The organism is Flavobacterium tistrianum, assembly GCF_003254545.1.
Classification (GTDB): Bacteria; Bacteroidota; Bacteroidia; order Flavobacteriales; family Flavobacteriaceae; genus Flavobacterium; species Flavobacterium tistrianum.
This window is the reverse complement of sequence record NZ_QJRH01000073.1, coordinates 202,748-217,446: the sequence shown is the minus strand read 5'-3', so window position 1 is coordinate 217,446 and position 14,699 is coordinate 202,748. Positions and strand designations below refer to the sequence as shown.

Genomic DNA, 14,699 nt, shown 5'->3' with positions numbered 1-14,699 from the left:
ACCTAAATCTAATAACCTATGAAAGCAAAAGCTAGCTTAAACGAACAAGATTATCTGCACAGTTTTATGTCTACTATGACACAAAAATCAGATACAATTATCAATTATGTACTTGCAGTATATTTTCTGCTGGGTATCGGACTTGCTTTTAAGTATGATACTTTCGAAATCGGTGTTGGCGTTGGAACGCTAAATCTTTTGTTGTACTACTCGGCAAAATTTTTCATGAAAAACTCTAAATTTTACCAGTATGTTTTGTCTGTTGTTCTGGCTATTTTTATGGCGCAGTACATTTATCAGATGCACGGAATGTTCGAAATGCATTTTACGGTATTTATTGCCAGTACGATTTTAATTATCTATCAAAATTGGAAACTTCAAATTCCGCTTACTTTGCTGGTTGTATTGCATCATGCGGGACTGGCTTATCTTCAAAATTATATTTACAATGATGCCAACGGACTTCAGGTTTATTTTTCGCAAGTAAATTTTGATCTTGAAACTTTGATCATTCATACTGTTTTGGCTGCTGTAGTATTTTTTATGAATGGCTATTGGGCATATTATTTTAAAGAACATAGTGAGAATCATATCTCAAAAATTTCAGATGAATATGAATTGGAAAATATGAAGTTGGCTTCGGCAAAATACAGTTCGATGTCGGCTACAAAAGATTACAATGATTTTATTCATAGAACTACTTTAGATTTGAAATTGCCTGTAAATTCAGTTTTAAAGCTTATTGATGTATCGAAAGGGCACACAGACAATGATAAATTGCTAACCTATCTTGAAATGATGAGAGAAAGCGCTAAAAAAATTGATGATTTAGTTAATGATATTCATGTAAAATCAACAAACAGTAAGCATTAGAATTCAAACCAAGCCCCAAAAACAATAGTAATATTTTTTAAACCAATTGTATGTTTAAGTATGATTTACCAACGGCAGTCCCTACGCTGCATAATCTTAAAAAAATAATCGAAGATTTTTTAAATGAAAGCATAACATTGGATTCGATTGAAAAAATGAAAGTCCAATCTGATTTTGAAATAGAAATAAGGGAGATTTTTAAAAATTATCAAACCAGCTCACATGTTTACGATCTTGATTTTCAGTATAAAAAACTAATTCAGATTATGAATGATATTCGCCAGCTAAATCTTGCGGTTAATAACGAGATTCCAGAATGGCTGGAAAACGAATTGGAGACAGTTTTTCGCAAAATCAGAAATATTCTCCTTGTTTTGGAGATCGAGTCAAATTAAAAATGGTTTAAAGGATTCATTTTATACTTATTGAATTGTAAATTAATTTAAATGTAAAATATATGGATACCAGATTTCACCGTCCGACACCTTCTGATAGAGAAGTGGACTGGAATAAGAATAAAGTACTGCTTAGTAAAACTGACAAAAAGGGAACCATTTTATATGCCAATGAAGACTTTATAGATGTTTCTGGTTATGATGAATTTGAGCTTGTGGGCCAGCCACATAATATAATTCGCCATCCAGATATGCCAAAGGTTATTTTTAAATTTTTATGGGACAGTATTAAATCCAGTGAAAATATTCATGTTATCATAAAAAACATGGCTAAAACTGGACGTTATTATTGGGTTGTAACCGATTTTAAAATCATTGCCGATACAGATGGTGAGATTGTTGGTTATTTTGGCACCAGAAAATCGGTTCCAAATGAGATTATTGTGAAATTTATTGAGCCTTTATACAAGAAACTTTTGCAGATAGAAGAAACCAGCGGTATGCATGCATCTGAAGAGTATCTAGTAGGTTTTCTAGAAGAAAGAAAGAAAACCTACATGGAATATATCGATCATTTGATTGCAACTGGAAAAGATGATAAAAACAAAATAAGCAAAGGTTTGTTCAGTGGTTTTTTCGAAAAAAAGAATGATGTGAAAAAGAAATAATCAACTATATACTTCATTGTGTTCAATACAATATTCACCCCTTTAAATTTGTCCCCCAACAAAACTAAATCACCTGAATGAATATGGCGCAATGGAGTATATGTTTATTTTAGGTTCAAAGGCTCAAAGGAGCAAAGGTTCAAAGTTTAAACTTGAATCTTTAAAACCTTTGAGCCTTTGCATCTCTGTACCTTTGCACCTTAACTAATATAATTCCAAATATTTTTCTTCTTCGTTAACTCTATGAAGATATTTCTTAAAACGGCATGTTCAGGTTTTTGGAGAGCCGAGTCTTCTTTTAAGATTTTCATGGCATAATTTCGAGCTAGAGAAAGAATTTCTCTATCTTTTACAATATCTGCAATCTGCAAGTTTAAAACACCACTTTGCTGTGTCCCCATCATATCGCCTGGGCCACGAAGTTTTAAGTCAACTTCGGCAATTTCAAAACCGTCATTGGTTTGAACCATAGTTTCCATTCTGGTTTTACTGTCAGAGCTTAATTTATGTCCCGTCATTAAGATGCAATAACTCTGTTCGGCGCCCCGACCTACACGTCCGCGTAGCTGGTGCAATTGCGAAAGCCCAAATCTTTCGGCGCTTTCTATAATCATTACACTGGCATTTGGTACGTTTACACCAACTTCAATTACGGTTGTTGCCACCATAATATCGGTTTTTCCTTCAGAGAAACGTTTCATTTCAGAATCTTTATCGGCCGGTTTCATTTTCCCGTGAAGAATTGAAATTGAATATTGAGGCAACGGAAAATCGCGAGAAATACTTTCGTAACCGTCCATTAAATCCTTATGATCCATTTTTTCAGATTCCTGAATTAACGGATAAACGATGTAAATCTGTCTTCCTTTTGCAATTTCATCACGAAGAAATTTCCATACTTTCAAGCGATTGGTATCATAACGATGCACAGTTTGAATAGGTTTTCTTCCGGGCGGCAATTCGTCAATAACTGAAATATCCAAATCACCGTACAAACTCATTGCCAATGTTCTAGGAATAGGAGTGGCGGTCATCACTAAAACGTGTGGCGGAATATCATTTTTCTTCCACAACTTCGATCTTTGTTCCACACCAAAACGATGCTGTTCATCAATCACAGCTAAACCTAAGTTCTGAAACTGCACTTTATCTTCCAACAAAGCGTGAGTTCCAATTAGAATTTTAAGTTCTCCGCTTTCTAGTTCTTCATGAATAATTTTTCTTTCAGAAGTTTTGGTAGAACCTGTTAATATTCGGATATTGATATTTAAGGTTTTAGCAAATTCAGACAGACCAAGAAAATGCTGATTTGCCAAGATTTCCGTCGGCGCCATCAGACAAGCCTGAAAACCATTGTCAATAGCCAAAAGCATGCTCATAAAAGCCACAATCGTTTTTCCAGAACCTACGTCACCTTGAAGTAAACGATTCATTTGGGCATTACTTCCCATATCAGTCCTGATTTCTTTGATTACTCTTTTTTGAGCATTCGTTAAATCAAAAGGAAGATGGTTTTTATAAAATTCATTAAAAAGTTCGCCCACTTTATCAAATGGATGCCCTTTTATTTTATGTTTTCGAATGAGATTTTTCGTAATTAACTGTAGCTGAATAAAGAACAATTCTTCAAACTTGAGTCTGAATTGAGCTTTCGCTAAAATTTCTGCGCTTTTCGGAAAATGAATATTGAATAATGCAGCACGTTTTGGGATCAGCCTTAATTCTTCGATTAAAAATGGAGGAAAAGTTTCAGTAAACAGCGCTTGTGTTTCCAAAAAAAGCTGTTCCATCAATTTGTTAATCGTTCGGTTTGAAATGCCTTTATTAGCCAAAGCTTCTGTTGAAGGATAAACAGGCTGCATGGCCGAACGTAAACTTCTTTCATGCTCGCTCAACAATTCAATTTCAGGATGCGCCATACTAAACTGGCTTCCGTAAAGGGAACATTTTCCAAAAATCACCAAAGGTTCATTGAGTTTTAAACTTTCGCGAATCCATTTATGGCCTTGAAACCAGTTTAAATCAATTTGCCCTGTATCATCAACAAAAGAAGCTACAAGACGTTTTTTATTTTTAGCAAATTCAACGGTTTTAATGTTGATTATTTTGCCGATAATCTGAACTTCAGAACCCGTATTCTGCAATTCGTTAATCTTATAATAACGCGTTCTGTCAATATATCGATTTGGAAAAAGATTGACTAAATCTCCATATTTATGAATGCCCAATTCCTTACGAAGCAATTGACCACGACTCGGACCAACGCCTTTTAAGTATTCAATTGGAGTTTCAAGAAGATTATTAGACATTCGAAGATTTAGATTTTATAGAGTCGAAAATAAAAGAGCCAAGAAGAAAGAAAAAAGACAAAGTATATTCAATATTTCTTGATTTTTGGCTCTTTTATCTTTAGAAAGCGAAGATAGATTTTAATTAGGAATTTTGAAAATGAATTATCATTTTCAAGCGCTTGAATATTAATTTATCGTTAAGTTCTAAAGTTTAGACGCAACCATTTTAAGAAAGTAAAATCTTAATAATAGTTAACCAACAAAAACTATAAAAATGAAAAAAATCGGACTTTTAATTATAATGATTTTTTCGCTTGTTTCTTGCTCTAATGATGACAATGACAATAAACCAACTGAAAGTTATCACGGAAAATGGATCCTTACAGCAATGGGCAACAGTAATCCTGCAGTAAATTCGATTGATGTTTTAGAATGGGAGGAATCGTATACTTTTAATTCTAATAACACATTCTCTAAAACAAGAAAGAAAGATGGTAAAATTGCAACCATTTCAGGAACTTATTCTGTAGTGAAAACGACAGATCAAACTCAGTTTGAACTAAGTTATACTGCAGAGAGCGATATAGTGGCATCTTGTACTTCTAAGAAAAAGGAAAATTTATATATCATTAATAATTTCGGAAAATTGTATGGAACGTGGAGTATATGCGATGGTCCAAGGCTAGTATATGATAAAAAGAAATAATTTTTTGAATGCTTACTAATTCAGATTGTTTTGAAGCTCCGTTTTTGACGGAGTTTTATATTTTATAGTCAGTATTATTTTATTAAATAAAGATAATTGTTAGATTTGTTTCACCATTAAGATACTAGCCCCCGTTATGATTAAAGAAGAAAAAGTTCCTTTTAAGACAATGATATTTTCTGGTATTACATTCAAAGTAATTAACCGACATGAAGCGCATAATATCATTGGAGATCTTACCGATTTCAAGAATCAGAAAATCTACAATGTTTTTGAAGACACTTGGCGTTTTCCAGATTACGAAGAAAACCCAATATTTCTGTTAGCAGAAAATGATGTCGAAATGGATTTATTTGAGATGGATTTCAGTACCGAAGAACATCCTGATATTTTTATTTTAGGTTTTATTTTTAAAGGAAATCTGACGGTTACAAAACTGATCAGTTCTTATGATACTGATAATTCTCCTGCTTTGATTGTTTTAGGAAAAACTACAACAGTAAATATTAATTTGTTTGGAAGTGTTCATTATTTGGGCGGTGGTCTACAATGCGACACGCTTGCTGGAGAATACAATCACGGTGAACTTTTTGTAAAAGGAGATCTTACCGCTTGGCTGATTTATAGTGACGATATGCTATTTCATTTTGAGCGCTTTACAGATGTTCAGGCAATTATCAGTGCCAACAGACCCGATATTCTAATTTGTAGCAATGTTCAAGATACCGACGGATCTATCATAACTGTTGAAAATTATCTGCCTTCAACCCATAAATTGTCTGATATTGTAGAAGATTCTTTTGTCGAAAATACAGATTATAACGAAGAAATATTAGGCAATAACTATTTAGATGTTTTTAAAGAAGGACTTTCCATCTTAAATTACGATAAAAAGGATAAATATATGTATGCTGATTTTAGAAATCAGTTTATTAATATGGTCGAAGTTTTGTCTGAAACTGAAGAGCAGAAGGAAAATGGAAAAATTGTTAGACACATCTCAGGAACAACTTATTTGTTTATTCCTTTTGATTATGAAGGGAAGAAATACAGTCAGATTTCAGAAGAAATTTCGAATGGTTTTGGGATCAGAATGCGCGCTTTATGGTGTCATGAAGACCAAGAAATTATGCTTATTTTGGAATATCTTGACGAAAACGGAGATCCAAAATACCAATGGATGAATGACGAAAATGCTCCAGGAATTGAACTTTTCTGTGTGAAAAATGCTGTGATGAAAACTTTTGAAATATTGACGGCTGAAGTTGTTGAGGATAATAACGAAGAAGATGAAACAGAATATTCAGACTCTAATAATAGATTTTCATTAGAAGAATATGCTTTTCAGTTTGGCGATTGCAAAATGCCAGAAGATTTAGTGAAGCTATTTGAATTTGAGCAGGAATATGGTGTAGAAACGTATTCAGAATGTTTTGGACTAACTATAACTGAAGAGAAAACAGGTATAAAAACATGGTCTGAAGAAGAAGAATTCTATAACAGTTTTATCGAATTTGCAGGAGCAAACGGTTCAGGAAGTTCTTATGCTTATTGGATTATTGATAAAGATTTGAATAATTGCCCTATAGTTGTTTTTGGAGACGAAGGCGGAGTTCACGTTGTAGCAGAAAATACTCAAAAACTGATTCAGCTTCTAACATTAGACACTGAAATTTCAGTTGATTATGATAAAGCTTATTTTTATCAAGACGAAGAATATTACGAAGAAAGCGAAAATAAGGAAGAATTTCGTGAATGGGTAAAAGAAGAATTTAATCTCAATGCAGTAGAAACCAACGAAGAAGCAGATGAGATTGTAGAAGAGGCACAGAGAAAATATAAACAAAAGTTTAACGACTTTTTAATAAAGTTTGGCATTGAAATCAGTGAGGAAGATGAATAGTGTTTTTTATCTTTGAAAAAAATTAAAAGAATGAAAACACATTTAGCGCTTTTACGCGGAATCAACGTTTCTGGGCACAATATGATGAAAATGGAAGCGTTGAAAGCAATGCTGGAAAATCTTGGTTTTCAAAATGTAAGAACGTATCTGCAATCTGGAAATGTTTTTGTGGATAGTGAAGAAGACGCTTCAAAAGTTGGTTTTATGATCAAGCAAGAAATCTTTAAAGTTTTCGGACACGAAGTTCCAGTTGTGATGATTACAAAAGAAAACTTGGAATCTTGTTTTGCTAATAATGCATTTTTGAAAGAGAAGGATCTCGATATGAAAAAACTTTATGTGGCTTTTGTTTCAACGACATTGAAAAAAGAAAATATAAACGATTTGAAAATAAGCCAATTCAAACCAGACGAAGCTAGTATTGATGAAAACAGAATTTTTATTAAATATGCCGTTGGTGCTGGAAAAACCCGTTTTGACCAAAAATATATCGAGAAAAAATTAAATGTAACGGCAACAATTCGAAACTGGAATACGGTTACGAACTTGCTTAAAATGTATAATGAGTAATGAAAAAGTTTTTTTTTATATTTTTTGTTTTTGCAATGAGCTTAAATTCAGTTGTGTATGCTCAAAATACAAAAACAGCCTCCGAAGACTTTAATGAGTTTTTTAAGAAGTTCAATTCAGATACTAAATTTCAAGTTAGCAGAGTTATTTTTCCTCTAAAGTACAAAGCGAACAATGACGATTTTGAATTATCAGATTATATAATGACAAAAGAAGGATATAAAGTTCTTCATCTCAATAATAAAGCTGATGAGAAATATTTAAAACGCACATTATTAGTAAAGAAGAATAAAACCACTCTTGAACAGCGCGGACTCGATAACGGAATTTATATTGATTATGTTTTTGAATTAAAAGATAACAAATGGTTCTTGAAAACATTGGTTGATCAATCGACTTAATGTTAGTCCCGTATCCATTTTTGCATAGCTGGAAAAGGCATTTTTTGTTCTTTTTCAGCTTTTTCGTTTCCTAGACATAATCCCATCCATTCTAAAAGGGGCAATCCCATATAATTTCCTGAAGTAAAATTTGAAATAAACCATTCAGAACTACCTTTATAACCATGCGGATGAAATACAAATTCGGGTGAAAGCTGTAAATGGTGTAACGCTGCATAAGACCATAAAAGCGCCGCAATTTCGTCACCTTGATTTGGCCAGTCTTGAGAAATTTCCGCTGTACCGATTAGTTTTCTTTCCGCTGGAACCGTTACAGCAAGATGTCCAGCTTCATGCAAAATGTCGCCGGGATATAATAATTTATTATAATCAATATAAATGCAGTTAGGACCTAAATCTAATCCGGGTAAAAAGGTTTCTCCAAGCTGTTTTTCAATAATATCAATACCGATATCTTTCAAAAAGAATATTATTTTTTTTACTTCATCATTTTCTTTTAAATCCATAATCAGTTCGTTTTTAAAATGTTTTTCTTGATATAAATAGTATCTGCATTATGAAAAGCTCCTTTTTTCATTCCACCGCCAAAAGGCTGCATGAATTGTATATTTTGAGACTTATAATTTTCTTTTTCAATAACTTCATTTACAGCCAAAGTTGGCGCTTCAAAACCAAAAAAAGTAAATTGAAGATACCGCTTTTCTTTTAATGAAAAATAGCCGTTAGACTGACTTAAAGTCTCACCAACTTTACAATTTTCAATAGGCAGTTTCGTTTCTGCATCATAAATGTATCCCGTTATTTGAGGTCTCTTGCATCTATTTACTAAACAGCTTTGAAGAGATAAAGTAACAAGGATTAGTAAAAATAATTTAAAGAAAAACTTCATTTATTTTTTAATTAAATCACAATACCAAAACCCAAAATCAAAAGCAGTTTCATCATTAGTATCACAGGCTGTATTTGATGAGTCTTGTTTTTCGGGTTTTTCATATTTTCGATAAACAATTTCTCCAATTTTAAAATCAATAGGTTTTGAGAAAATTGGTCCATCAAATGTAAAAGTATGAAATTCACCGTTTTCACCACAGACATCAACATTCTCAGGTAAATCATTTATAAAATCCTGATCGATAATTCTGCCGACAAAACTTTTATCCAGATATTTTTCGTTTACACAAACTACAATTGTTTTGAATCCCAATGAAATAAATTCTTGAATTAAATCTTGGGTTGGAATTTTCCAGATTGGGAAAACTCCAGTTAATCCGATTTTTGCCAATTGATTTTTACGATATTGACGTAAATCTTCCAGAAAAATATCTCCAAAAATAGAATGTGTTATGCCTTTTCGCTTTAGTTCGGTTAAAGTTTCAGTCATTACTTTTTCGTAAACTTCCATTGTAGGCATTTCAGGCACTTCTAGAATATTTAACGGGATTCCGATGCTTTCGGCTTGTTCTTCTAATAATTCAACACGAATTCCATGCATAGAAATGCGCTGATATTGTTGGTTTACGCTGGTCAGCAAACATTCGATTTTAAAATCACTATTTTGTAATGTTTTATATAAGGCAAGAGCAGAATCTTTTCCGCTGCTCCAGTTAAATAAGGCTTTTTGAGGTGTAGACACGATGGATTTGTTTTATCTGGTAAACTTACAAAATTCGTTCTATTTGTAAAGGAAACCTTTGTAACTTTGGGAATTTGCCTTTTAAATTTGTTTCAATGAAATACATTCTTTTATTATTCACCAGTTTTCTATTTGCCCAGCAAACTCAATATGTTGATTTTAAATCCGTTTCAGGACAATTGTCTGTAAACCCAAAAGATAAAATAATTTCTGGAACTGTTGATTTTCAATTTGAGGTATTGAAAGATACTGATACGATTTCGCTTGATGCTAAAAATATGGCATTTTCTGATGTGAAAGTCAATGAAAATGAAATCATGTTTGTTAATACTAATAAAGAATTAAAGTTAGTTTTTCCGTTTAAAAAAGGACAGAATCATTTGACATTCAATTACACAGCAAAACCAAAACAAGCGCTTTATTTTGTTGACATGGGAAATGATGAAGTGCAAATCTGGACACAGGGGCAGGGAAGATATACAAGCAATTGGTTTCCGAGTTTTGATGATGTAAATGAAAAATTGATTTTCAATCTAGGGATCTCTTTTGATAAAGATTATCAGGTAGTTTCTAACGGAGTTTTAAAAGAAAAAACGGCGAATGGAAATCTGAATCACTGGCAGTTTGAAATGGAAAAACCAATGAGTTCCTATTTGTTAATGCTGGCAATAGGTAAATTTGATAAAAAAGAATTTAAATCTAAAAGCAGAATTCCATTAGAATATTATTACGAACCCAAAGACGCAGATCGTTTTGAGCCAACGTATCGTTACTCGAAACGCATTTTTGATTTCCTTGAAAAAGAAATCGGCGTAAAATATCCTTGGAAAATCAACAGACAGATTCCGGTAAGAGACTTTTTGTACGCGGGAATGGAGAACACTACTTCAACTCTTTTTGCAACCCGTTATGTAGTAGATTCAACTGGTTTCTGTGACCGAAATTATACCAATGTAGACGCACATGAATTGGCACATCATTGGTTTGGAGATCTTATTACCGCTCAAAGTAGTACTCATCATTGGCTACAAGAAGGTTTTGCAACCTATTTTGCGTTGCTTGCAGAAAAAGATATTTACGGAGAAGATTATTTTTACTCTAAATTATACGATACAGCACAACAAATAAAGTTTGCGTCTCGAACGGACACGATTCCTGTTTTAAATGCAAAAGCAAGTTCACTTACATTTTACGAAAAAGGCGCTTGGGCATTGTTTGTTTTGCATGAATCAATTGGTGATAAAGCGTTCAAAAAAGCAATAAAAAGTTATTTGAATAAATATGCTTATCAAACGGTAAACACACAAAACTTCTTCGACGAAATTAAAAAAGTTTCTGATTTTGATCTGGATAAGTTTCAGAAAACTTGGCTGGAATCGACAGCTTTTGATACACCGACTGCAAATGCATTATTAAGCAAAAACAAAACAATTCAAAAGCGACTAGAAATCGATAAATTGAAAAAAACTCCTTTTGCAGAGAAAAAAGATGTTTTGAAAACAACTTTGGAATCTGATGTTTATCAATCGGTAAAAGAAGCAGTTGTCGATCAATTGGAAAATGAGAAATATGAAGCTAAAAAGCCACTTTTGCTTTTGGCCTTGCAAACTAATAGTATTAGAGTGCGTCAAAACCTAGCTGGTTCTTTAACCCAAATTCCAGAAGATTTCAGGATGAATTACGAAACACTTTTAGATGATAAATCATATCAGACACAAGAAATAGCACTTTATTGGCTGTGGCGAAATTTTCCAGATCATAGAACAGAATATTTGGATAAGTCTAAAACTTGGATTGGCTTCAACGATTATAATCTTAGAACTTTGTGGCTTTCTCTTGCATTGTCAACGCCAAATTATACAAATGAGAAAGATCCTTTGGTAAACGAGCTGATTGCATTTTCGTCTACAAAATATGAAGCTACAACAAGGCAAAATGCTTTAGAAAAACTGATCGCTTTTAAAATTATTAACGATCAGGTTTTGAGTAATTTAGTTGGAGCTACAACGCACCATATGTGGCAATTTTCGAAATTTGGTAGAGATACGATAAGACTTCTGTTAAAAAATCCTGAAATGCGTGCTTCTTTTAATAGAATTTTACCTAATTTGACACCCGATGAACAGTTACAATTGAATCGTTTGTTGAAAGAGTAAATATTAAGAACGGATAGATAAAAGAAGCAAGAGTCAAGAATTAGTAGCAAAGAATATAAAAGATCTTTCTTCTTGCTTCTTTTCTCTATCAAGTCAAAAAAAAATATCCCAAAAAACAAAACCTACATTACAATTTATGAGAGCATTGGTTATTTCAGGTGGTGGCAGTAAAGGCGCATTTGCTGGCGGTGTTGCCCAATATTTAATAGAAGAAAAAAAACACGAATACGATTTGTTTTTAGGAACTTCTACGGGAAGTTTATTGATTCCGCATTTAGCTCTCGGCCATATCAAAAAAATCCATTCTGTTTATACTAATGTTACCATGTCAAGCATTTTTAATATTTGCCCATTTGTGGTAAAAACGAAAGATGGAGTTGATATTGTAACCATTAATCACTTTAATGTATTGCGTCAGTTTTTTAAAGGGAAACGTACTTTTGGAGAAAGCAAAGGACTGAAAAAGTATATTCAGAATAATTTTTCTCTTTCTGATTTTAATAAGCTTAAAAAGCTAAAAACTGATGTTATTGTTACGGTAACAAATTTTACTAAAAACGAATCAGAATATAAATCGGTAAAAGACTGTACATACGAGGAATTTTGTGAGTGGTCTTGGATATCCAGCAATTATGTTCCTTTTATGAGTTTGGTTGAAAAAAACAACTGCGAATATGGCGATGGAGGATTTTCAAGTTTGGTTCCAATTCGTGAAGCAATCAACAGAGGAGCAACTGAAATAGATGTAATTATCCTTGAAACTGAGGTGAATACAACGAAAACAGTAATTGGAAAGAATCCGTTTTCATTAATGATTGATTTGTTCCGAATCGCTTTAGATCAAGTAGAAAAACATGATATTGCTATAGGAAAACTTATGGCAAATAATAAAAATGTGAAATTAAATTTATATTACACGCCAATAAAACTAACCGATAATGCTTTGATTTTTAATAAAGAAGTAATGAAAGAATGGTGGGAACAAGGTTATGAATATGCTCAGAATAAATCTGAAGTAATGAGCGATAATAAGATATTGATTTAAAATTTTAGATTGCAGATTTTAGATTGAATGTTGTAAAATCTAAAATCTGCAATATTATTTAATACCAAAGCTCAGCAACTTCAGATTTAATAAAGCTCAAAGCAGCATTACTTGGTGATTGTTTTTCTAATAAATCATTTAAGATTACTTCGCGAAGTTTATCTGCATTTTCTACTTTGTCGCTCATAGCTGCTTTACGAATCATTTGGATTGTTGCATTTTTTGCGGTGGTAATGATCGTCCAACATTCTTCAGACATATAAATCTGCTGTGTCAGATTGTGCTCAAATTCCTGTTCGATTTGGTCAATTACGTAATTTTCGTAATCGTGTTTATTCTGAGAAATAGGAGAAAGTCTAATAAGCAACTTTGTCAAATTAATACGCTCTAAAAACAAAGTCATACGTTCATATGCTTGTAAACGCACAGGAAGAGATTCTTTGTGAGCTTGTTTGTTTAGTAGAAAAGCTCGTTTTCTGTCGTTGTTTTTAATGTGTAATTCAAAGAAACGATACGCTACAACTCCTGTAACTAAGGCTGGTAAAGTATAACTTGCAAGTTCTATTATTTTGTTGTAATCCATTGGAATAATTTTTAAGCAAAAATATACTTTTTGATCAAAAATCAACTTTAAATTTATGGTAATAAACAAAAAGGAAGCTGTATTTTTGCAACTTGTTTTTTACCGAGACTGAAATATCTTTTTAATGGATTCATACATAATACTTTTTCTTTGTTTAGCGGCTTTTGCCGCCGGTTTTATTGATGCAATTGTTGGCGGCGGCGGATTAATCCAGACACCAATGGGATTGATTTTATTGCCAAATCTTCCAGTTTCTACAGTGGTTGGAACATTAAAAATTCCCGCTTTTAGTGGAACTGCTTTTGCCGCTTTTCAATACTTAAAAAAAGTAGTTATTCAGTGGAAGCTCTTGATTATTATGATGTGTTTGGCTGTTCCGTCAGCATTTCTTGGTTCAACAATTTTGACACTTGTAAGCAACGATTTTATGAAACCACTTTTATTGGTGGTTTTATCTTTGCTGTTTGTATATACTTACGCCAAGAAAAACTTTGGACAACATGAAGCAAAAGATCATTCAGAAACAACTCAAATATTTTATGCAGTCGTAATCAGTATGATTGTGGGATTTTATGACGGATTTATTGGTCCGGGAACAGGAAGTTTCTTTGTAGTGGCTTTTATTGCACTTTTGGGTTTCGATTTTCTTCACGCTTCCGCAAATGCTAAAATGGTAAATCTGGCAACCAATTTCGGTTCGATTTGTCTGTTTATGATAAAAGGAAAAATCATTTGGGCAATCGCAATTCCGATGGCAATCAGCAACGGACTTGGAGGTTGGCTTGGAGCGAAATTAGCAATCAATAAAGGCAACGGATTTATTAGGATTTTCTTTTTAATTGTGGTTGTTGGAACATTGATTCGATTTGCTTATGATGTGTTTTTTAAGTAAGGTTCTGAGTTGCTAAGATTCTAAGGTTCTAAGTTTTTTTGACTTGCCGTTGGTTTTAACCAACGGTTCTTTGAGATTAAAATGACAAGGCTTTAGCCAAACTTTGCGATTTTGGCTAAAGTCTGATTATATTTTAAAAATTTAACCGTTGGTTAAAACCAACGGCTATTCAAATCTGTAATGTATAATAATTGGAGTAATGAAATATTAAAAATTAGAAAATATTAAAAATGGATGAAATTATAAAAGATGACGATTTTTTTTTAGACAATGTTATCGATGAAGATTTAAATAAAGAACTTCAAAAAAGTATGGATGATATTAAAGATGGAAGAGTTATTTCTTTTTCAGATTTTAAAGAAAAATTAAAAAAGAAGTATAATATCTAATTTGAATTTCTCAAAATATTTAAAGGAAACCTATTGTTTGTTTCTTAGCCCCGATTGAGGCGGTATCCTCGTAGCGGAGCGGAGAGATATAGCCGAAAGCGGGAAACCATGTCTGAAAAAAATGCCTTTTGTTTGGCTTCAAAAAAAACAAAAAACTTAGCATCTTACAACCTCAGTATCTTAGTAGCTATTTA

At 32.6% G+C, this 14,699-nt stretch carries 16 protein-coding genes; 11 read left to right on the top strand and 5 right to left on the bottom strand.

Features of this window, described 5'->3' with window-relative positions; genetic code table 11:
* Window positions 1-18: 18 nt before the first annotated feature.
* From DMB71_RS20025 to DMB71_RS20015, 3 genes are all read left to right on the top strand, one after another.
* Window positions 19-873 carry a hypothetical protein gene (locus DMB71_RS20025; RefSeq protein ID WP_111369261.1) on the top strand — a complete coding sequence of 285 codons (855 nt, stop codon included), beginning with the start codon at window positions 19-21 and terminating at the stop codon, window positions 871-873.
* Between the two features lie 50 nt (window positions 874-923).
* On the top strand, window positions 924-1,268 hold the full coding sequence (locus DMB71_RS20020; RefSeq protein WP_111369259.1) for a hypothetical protein: 345 nt from the start codon (window positions 924-926) through the stop codon (window positions 1,266-1,268).
* Window positions 1,269-1,330: 62 nt separating this feature from the next.
* On the top strand, window positions 1,331-1,936 hold the full coding sequence (locus DMB71_RS20015; RefSeq protein ID WP_111369257.1) for a PAS domain-containing protein: 606 nt from the start codon (window positions 1,331-1,333) through the stop codon (window positions 1,934-1,936).
* Window positions 1,937-2,136: 200 nt separating this feature from the next.
* Here the strand turns inward: DMB71_RS20015 and recG are convergent, their stop codons facing one another.
* Entirely contained in the window at window positions 2,137-4,245 is a 2,109-nt protein-coding gene (recG, locus tag DMB71_RS20010; RefSeq protein ID WP_111369255.1) for an ATP-dependent DNA helicase RecG, read from the bottom strand.
* A gap of 256 nt (window positions 4,246-4,501) precedes the next feature.
* Between recG and DMB71_RS20005 the strand changes: the two genes are divergently transcribed.
* The 4 genes from DMB71_RS20005 (at window position 4,502) to DMB71_RS19990 (ending at window position 7,807) form a co-directional block, all read left to right on the top strand.
* Window positions 4,502-4,933 carry a hypothetical protein gene (locus DMB71_RS20005; RefSeq protein ID WP_111369253.1) on the top strand — a complete coding sequence of 144 codons (432 nt, stop codon included), beginning with the start codon at window positions 4,502-4,504 and terminating at the stop codon, window positions 4,931-4,933.
* Between the two features lie 136 nt (window positions 4,934-5,069).
* The gene (locus DMB71_RS20000) at window positions 5,070-6,836 is read left to right on the top strand and encodes a hypothetical protein (RefSeq protein WP_239453001.1); all 1,767 of its coding nucleotides are present in this window, start codon (window positions 5,070-5,072) and stop codon (window positions 6,834-6,836) included.
* Between the two features lie 30 nt (window positions 6,837-6,866).
* Window positions 6,867-7,406: a DUF1697 domain-containing protein gene (locus DMB71_RS19995; RefSeq protein ID WP_111369251.1), complete on the top strand. Its 540-nt coding sequence runs from the start codon at window positions 6,867-6,869 to the stop codon at window positions 7,404-7,406.
* Window positions 7,406-7,807: a DUF4348 domain-containing protein gene (locus DMB71_RS19990; RefSeq protein ID WP_111369249.1), complete on the top strand. Its 402-nt coding sequence runs from the start codon at window positions 7,406-7,408 to the stop codon at window positions 7,805-7,807. The genes DMB71_RS19995 and DMB71_RS19990 overlap by 1 nt, the downstream gene beginning before the upstream one ends.
* A gap of 2 nt (window positions 7,808-7,809) precedes the next feature.
* Here the strand turns inward: DMB71_RS19990 and DMB71_RS19985 are convergent, their stop codons facing one another.
* From DMB71_RS19985 to DMB71_RS19975, 3 genes are read right to left on the bottom strand one after another with little or no spacing between them, the layout of a single operon-like run.
* Window positions 7,810-8,313: a hypothetical protein gene (locus tag DMB71_RS19985; protein ID WP_111369247.1), complete on the bottom strand. Its 504-nt coding sequence runs from the start codon at window positions 8,311-8,313 to the stop codon at window positions 7,810-7,812.
* A 2-nt stretch (window positions 8,314-8,315) separates the two neighbouring features.
* A complete protein-coding gene (locus DMB71_RS19980) occupies window positions 8,316-8,696 on the bottom strand; it encodes a hypothetical protein (protein WP_111369246.1) in 381 nt (126 codons plus the stop codon).
* Window positions 8,697-9,440: a Dph6-related ATP pyrophosphatase gene (locus DMB71_RS19975; RefSeq protein ID WP_111369244.1), complete on the bottom strand. Its 744-nt coding sequence runs from the start codon at window positions 9,438-9,440 to the stop codon at window positions 8,697-8,699. It lies immediately after the preceding gene.
* Between the two features lie 95 nt (window positions 9,441-9,535).
* Here DMB71_RS19975 and DMB71_RS19970 point away from each other — a divergent pair, with 95 nt between their 5' ends.
* Both DMB71_RS19970 and DMB71_RS19965 read left to right on the top strand, forming a co-directional pair.
* Entirely contained in the window at window positions 9,536-11,596 is a 2,061-nt protein-coding gene (locus DMB71_RS19970; RefSeq protein ID WP_111369243.1) for a M1 family metallopeptidase, read from the top strand.
* 136 nt (window positions 11,597-11,732) lie between these two features.
* Entirely contained in the window at window positions 11,733-12,641 is a 909-nt protein-coding gene (locus DMB71_RS19965; RefSeq protein ID WP_111369241.1) for a patatin-like phospholipase family protein, read from the top strand.
* 58 nt (window positions 12,642-12,699) lie between these two features.
* Here DMB71_RS19965 and DMB71_RS19960 read toward each other — a convergent pair whose 3' ends face one another.
* A complete protein-coding gene (locus DMB71_RS19960) occupies window positions 12,700-13,224 on the bottom strand; it encodes a DUF7935 family protein (RefSeq protein WP_111369742.1) in 525 nt (174 codons plus the stop codon).
* Between the two features lie 124 nt (window positions 13,225-13,348).
* On the opposite strand from DMB71_RS19960, the gene DMB71_RS19955 reads away from it, so the two are divergent.
* Together DMB71_RS19955 and DMB71_RS22025 are read left to right on the top strand one after the other, a co-directional pair.
* On the top strand, window positions 13,349-14,116 hold the full coding sequence (locus DMB71_RS19955) for a sulfite exporter TauE/SafE family protein (RefSeq protein ID WP_111369239.1): 768 nt from the start codon (window positions 13,349-13,351) through the stop codon (window positions 14,114-14,116).
* Window positions 14,117-14,346: 230 nt separating this feature from the next.
* Window positions 14,347-14,505, top strand: coding sequence for a hypothetical protein (locus DMB71_RS22025; protein WP_162614855.1), 159 nt, complete (start codon window positions 14,347-14,349; stop codon window positions 14,503-14,505).
* The last annotated feature ends 194 nt before the right edge of the window (window positions 14,506-14,699 follow it).

What these genes read in the sequence shown, in the direction of transcription:
- DMB71_RS20020 (WP_111369259.1), top strand. Translation starts at nt 924, where the DNA reads ATGTTTAAGTATGATTTACCAACGGCAGTCCCTACGCTGCATAATCTT.
- DMB71_RS20015 (WP_111369257.1), top strand. Translation starts at nt 1,331, where the DNA reads ATGGATACCAGATTTCACCGTCCGACACCTTCTGATAGAGAAGTGGAC.
- DMB71_RS19990 (WP_111369249.1), top strand. Translation starts at nt 7,406, where the DNA reads ATGAAAAAGTTTTTTTTTATATTTTTTGTTTTTGCAATGAGCTTAAAT.
- DMB71_RS19965 (WP_111369241.1), top strand. Translation starts at nt 11,733, where the DNA reads ATGAGAGCATTGGTTATTTCAGGTGGTGGCAGTAAAGGCGCATTTGCT.
- DMB71_RS20005 (WP_111369253.1), top strand. Translation starts at nt 4,502, where the DNA reads ATGAAAAAAATCGGACTTTTAATTATAATGATTTTTTCGCTTGTTTCT.
- DMB71_RS19970 (WP_111369243.1), top strand. Translation starts at nt 9,536, where the DNA reads ATGAAATACATTCTTTTATTATTCACCAGTTTTCTATTTGCCCAGCAA.
- DMB71_RS20000 (WP_239453001.1), top strand. Translation starts at nt 5,070, where the DNA reads ATGATTAAAGAAGAAAAAGTTCCTTTTAAGACAATGATATTTTCTGGT.
- recG (WP_111369255.1), bottom strand. Translation starts at nt 4,245, where the DNA reads ATGTCTAATAATCTTCTTGAAACTCCAATTGAATACTTAAAAGGCGTT.
- DMB71_RS19985 (WP_111369247.1), bottom strand. Translation starts at nt 8,313, where the DNA reads ATGGATTTAAAAGAAAATGATGAAGTAAAAAAAATAATATTCTTTTTG.
- DMB71_RS19960 (WP_111369742.1), bottom strand. Translation starts at nt 13,224, where the DNA reads ATGGATTACAACAAAATAATAGAACTTGCAAGTTATACTTTACCAGCC.
- DMB71_RS19955 (WP_111369239.1), top strand. Translation starts at nt 13,349, where the DNA reads ATGGATTCATACATAATACTTTTTCTTTGTTTAGCGGCTTTTGCCGCC.
- DMB71_RS22025 (WP_162614855.1), top strand. Translation starts at nt 14,347, where the DNA reads ATGGATGAAATTATAAAAGATGACGATTTTTTTTTAGACAATGTTATC.
- DMB71_RS19995 (WP_111369251.1), top strand. Translation starts at nt 6,867, where the DNA reads ATGAAAACACATTTAGCGCTTTTACGCGGAATCAACGTTTCTGGGCAC.
- DMB71_RS20025 (WP_111369261.1), top strand. Translation starts at nt 19, where the DNA reads ATGAAAGCAAAAGCTAGCTTAAACGAACAAGATTATCTGCACAGTTTT.
- DMB71_RS19980 (WP_111369246.1), bottom strand. Translation starts at nt 8,696, where the DNA reads ATGAAGTTTTTCTTTAAATTATTTTTACTAATCCTTGTTACTTTATCT.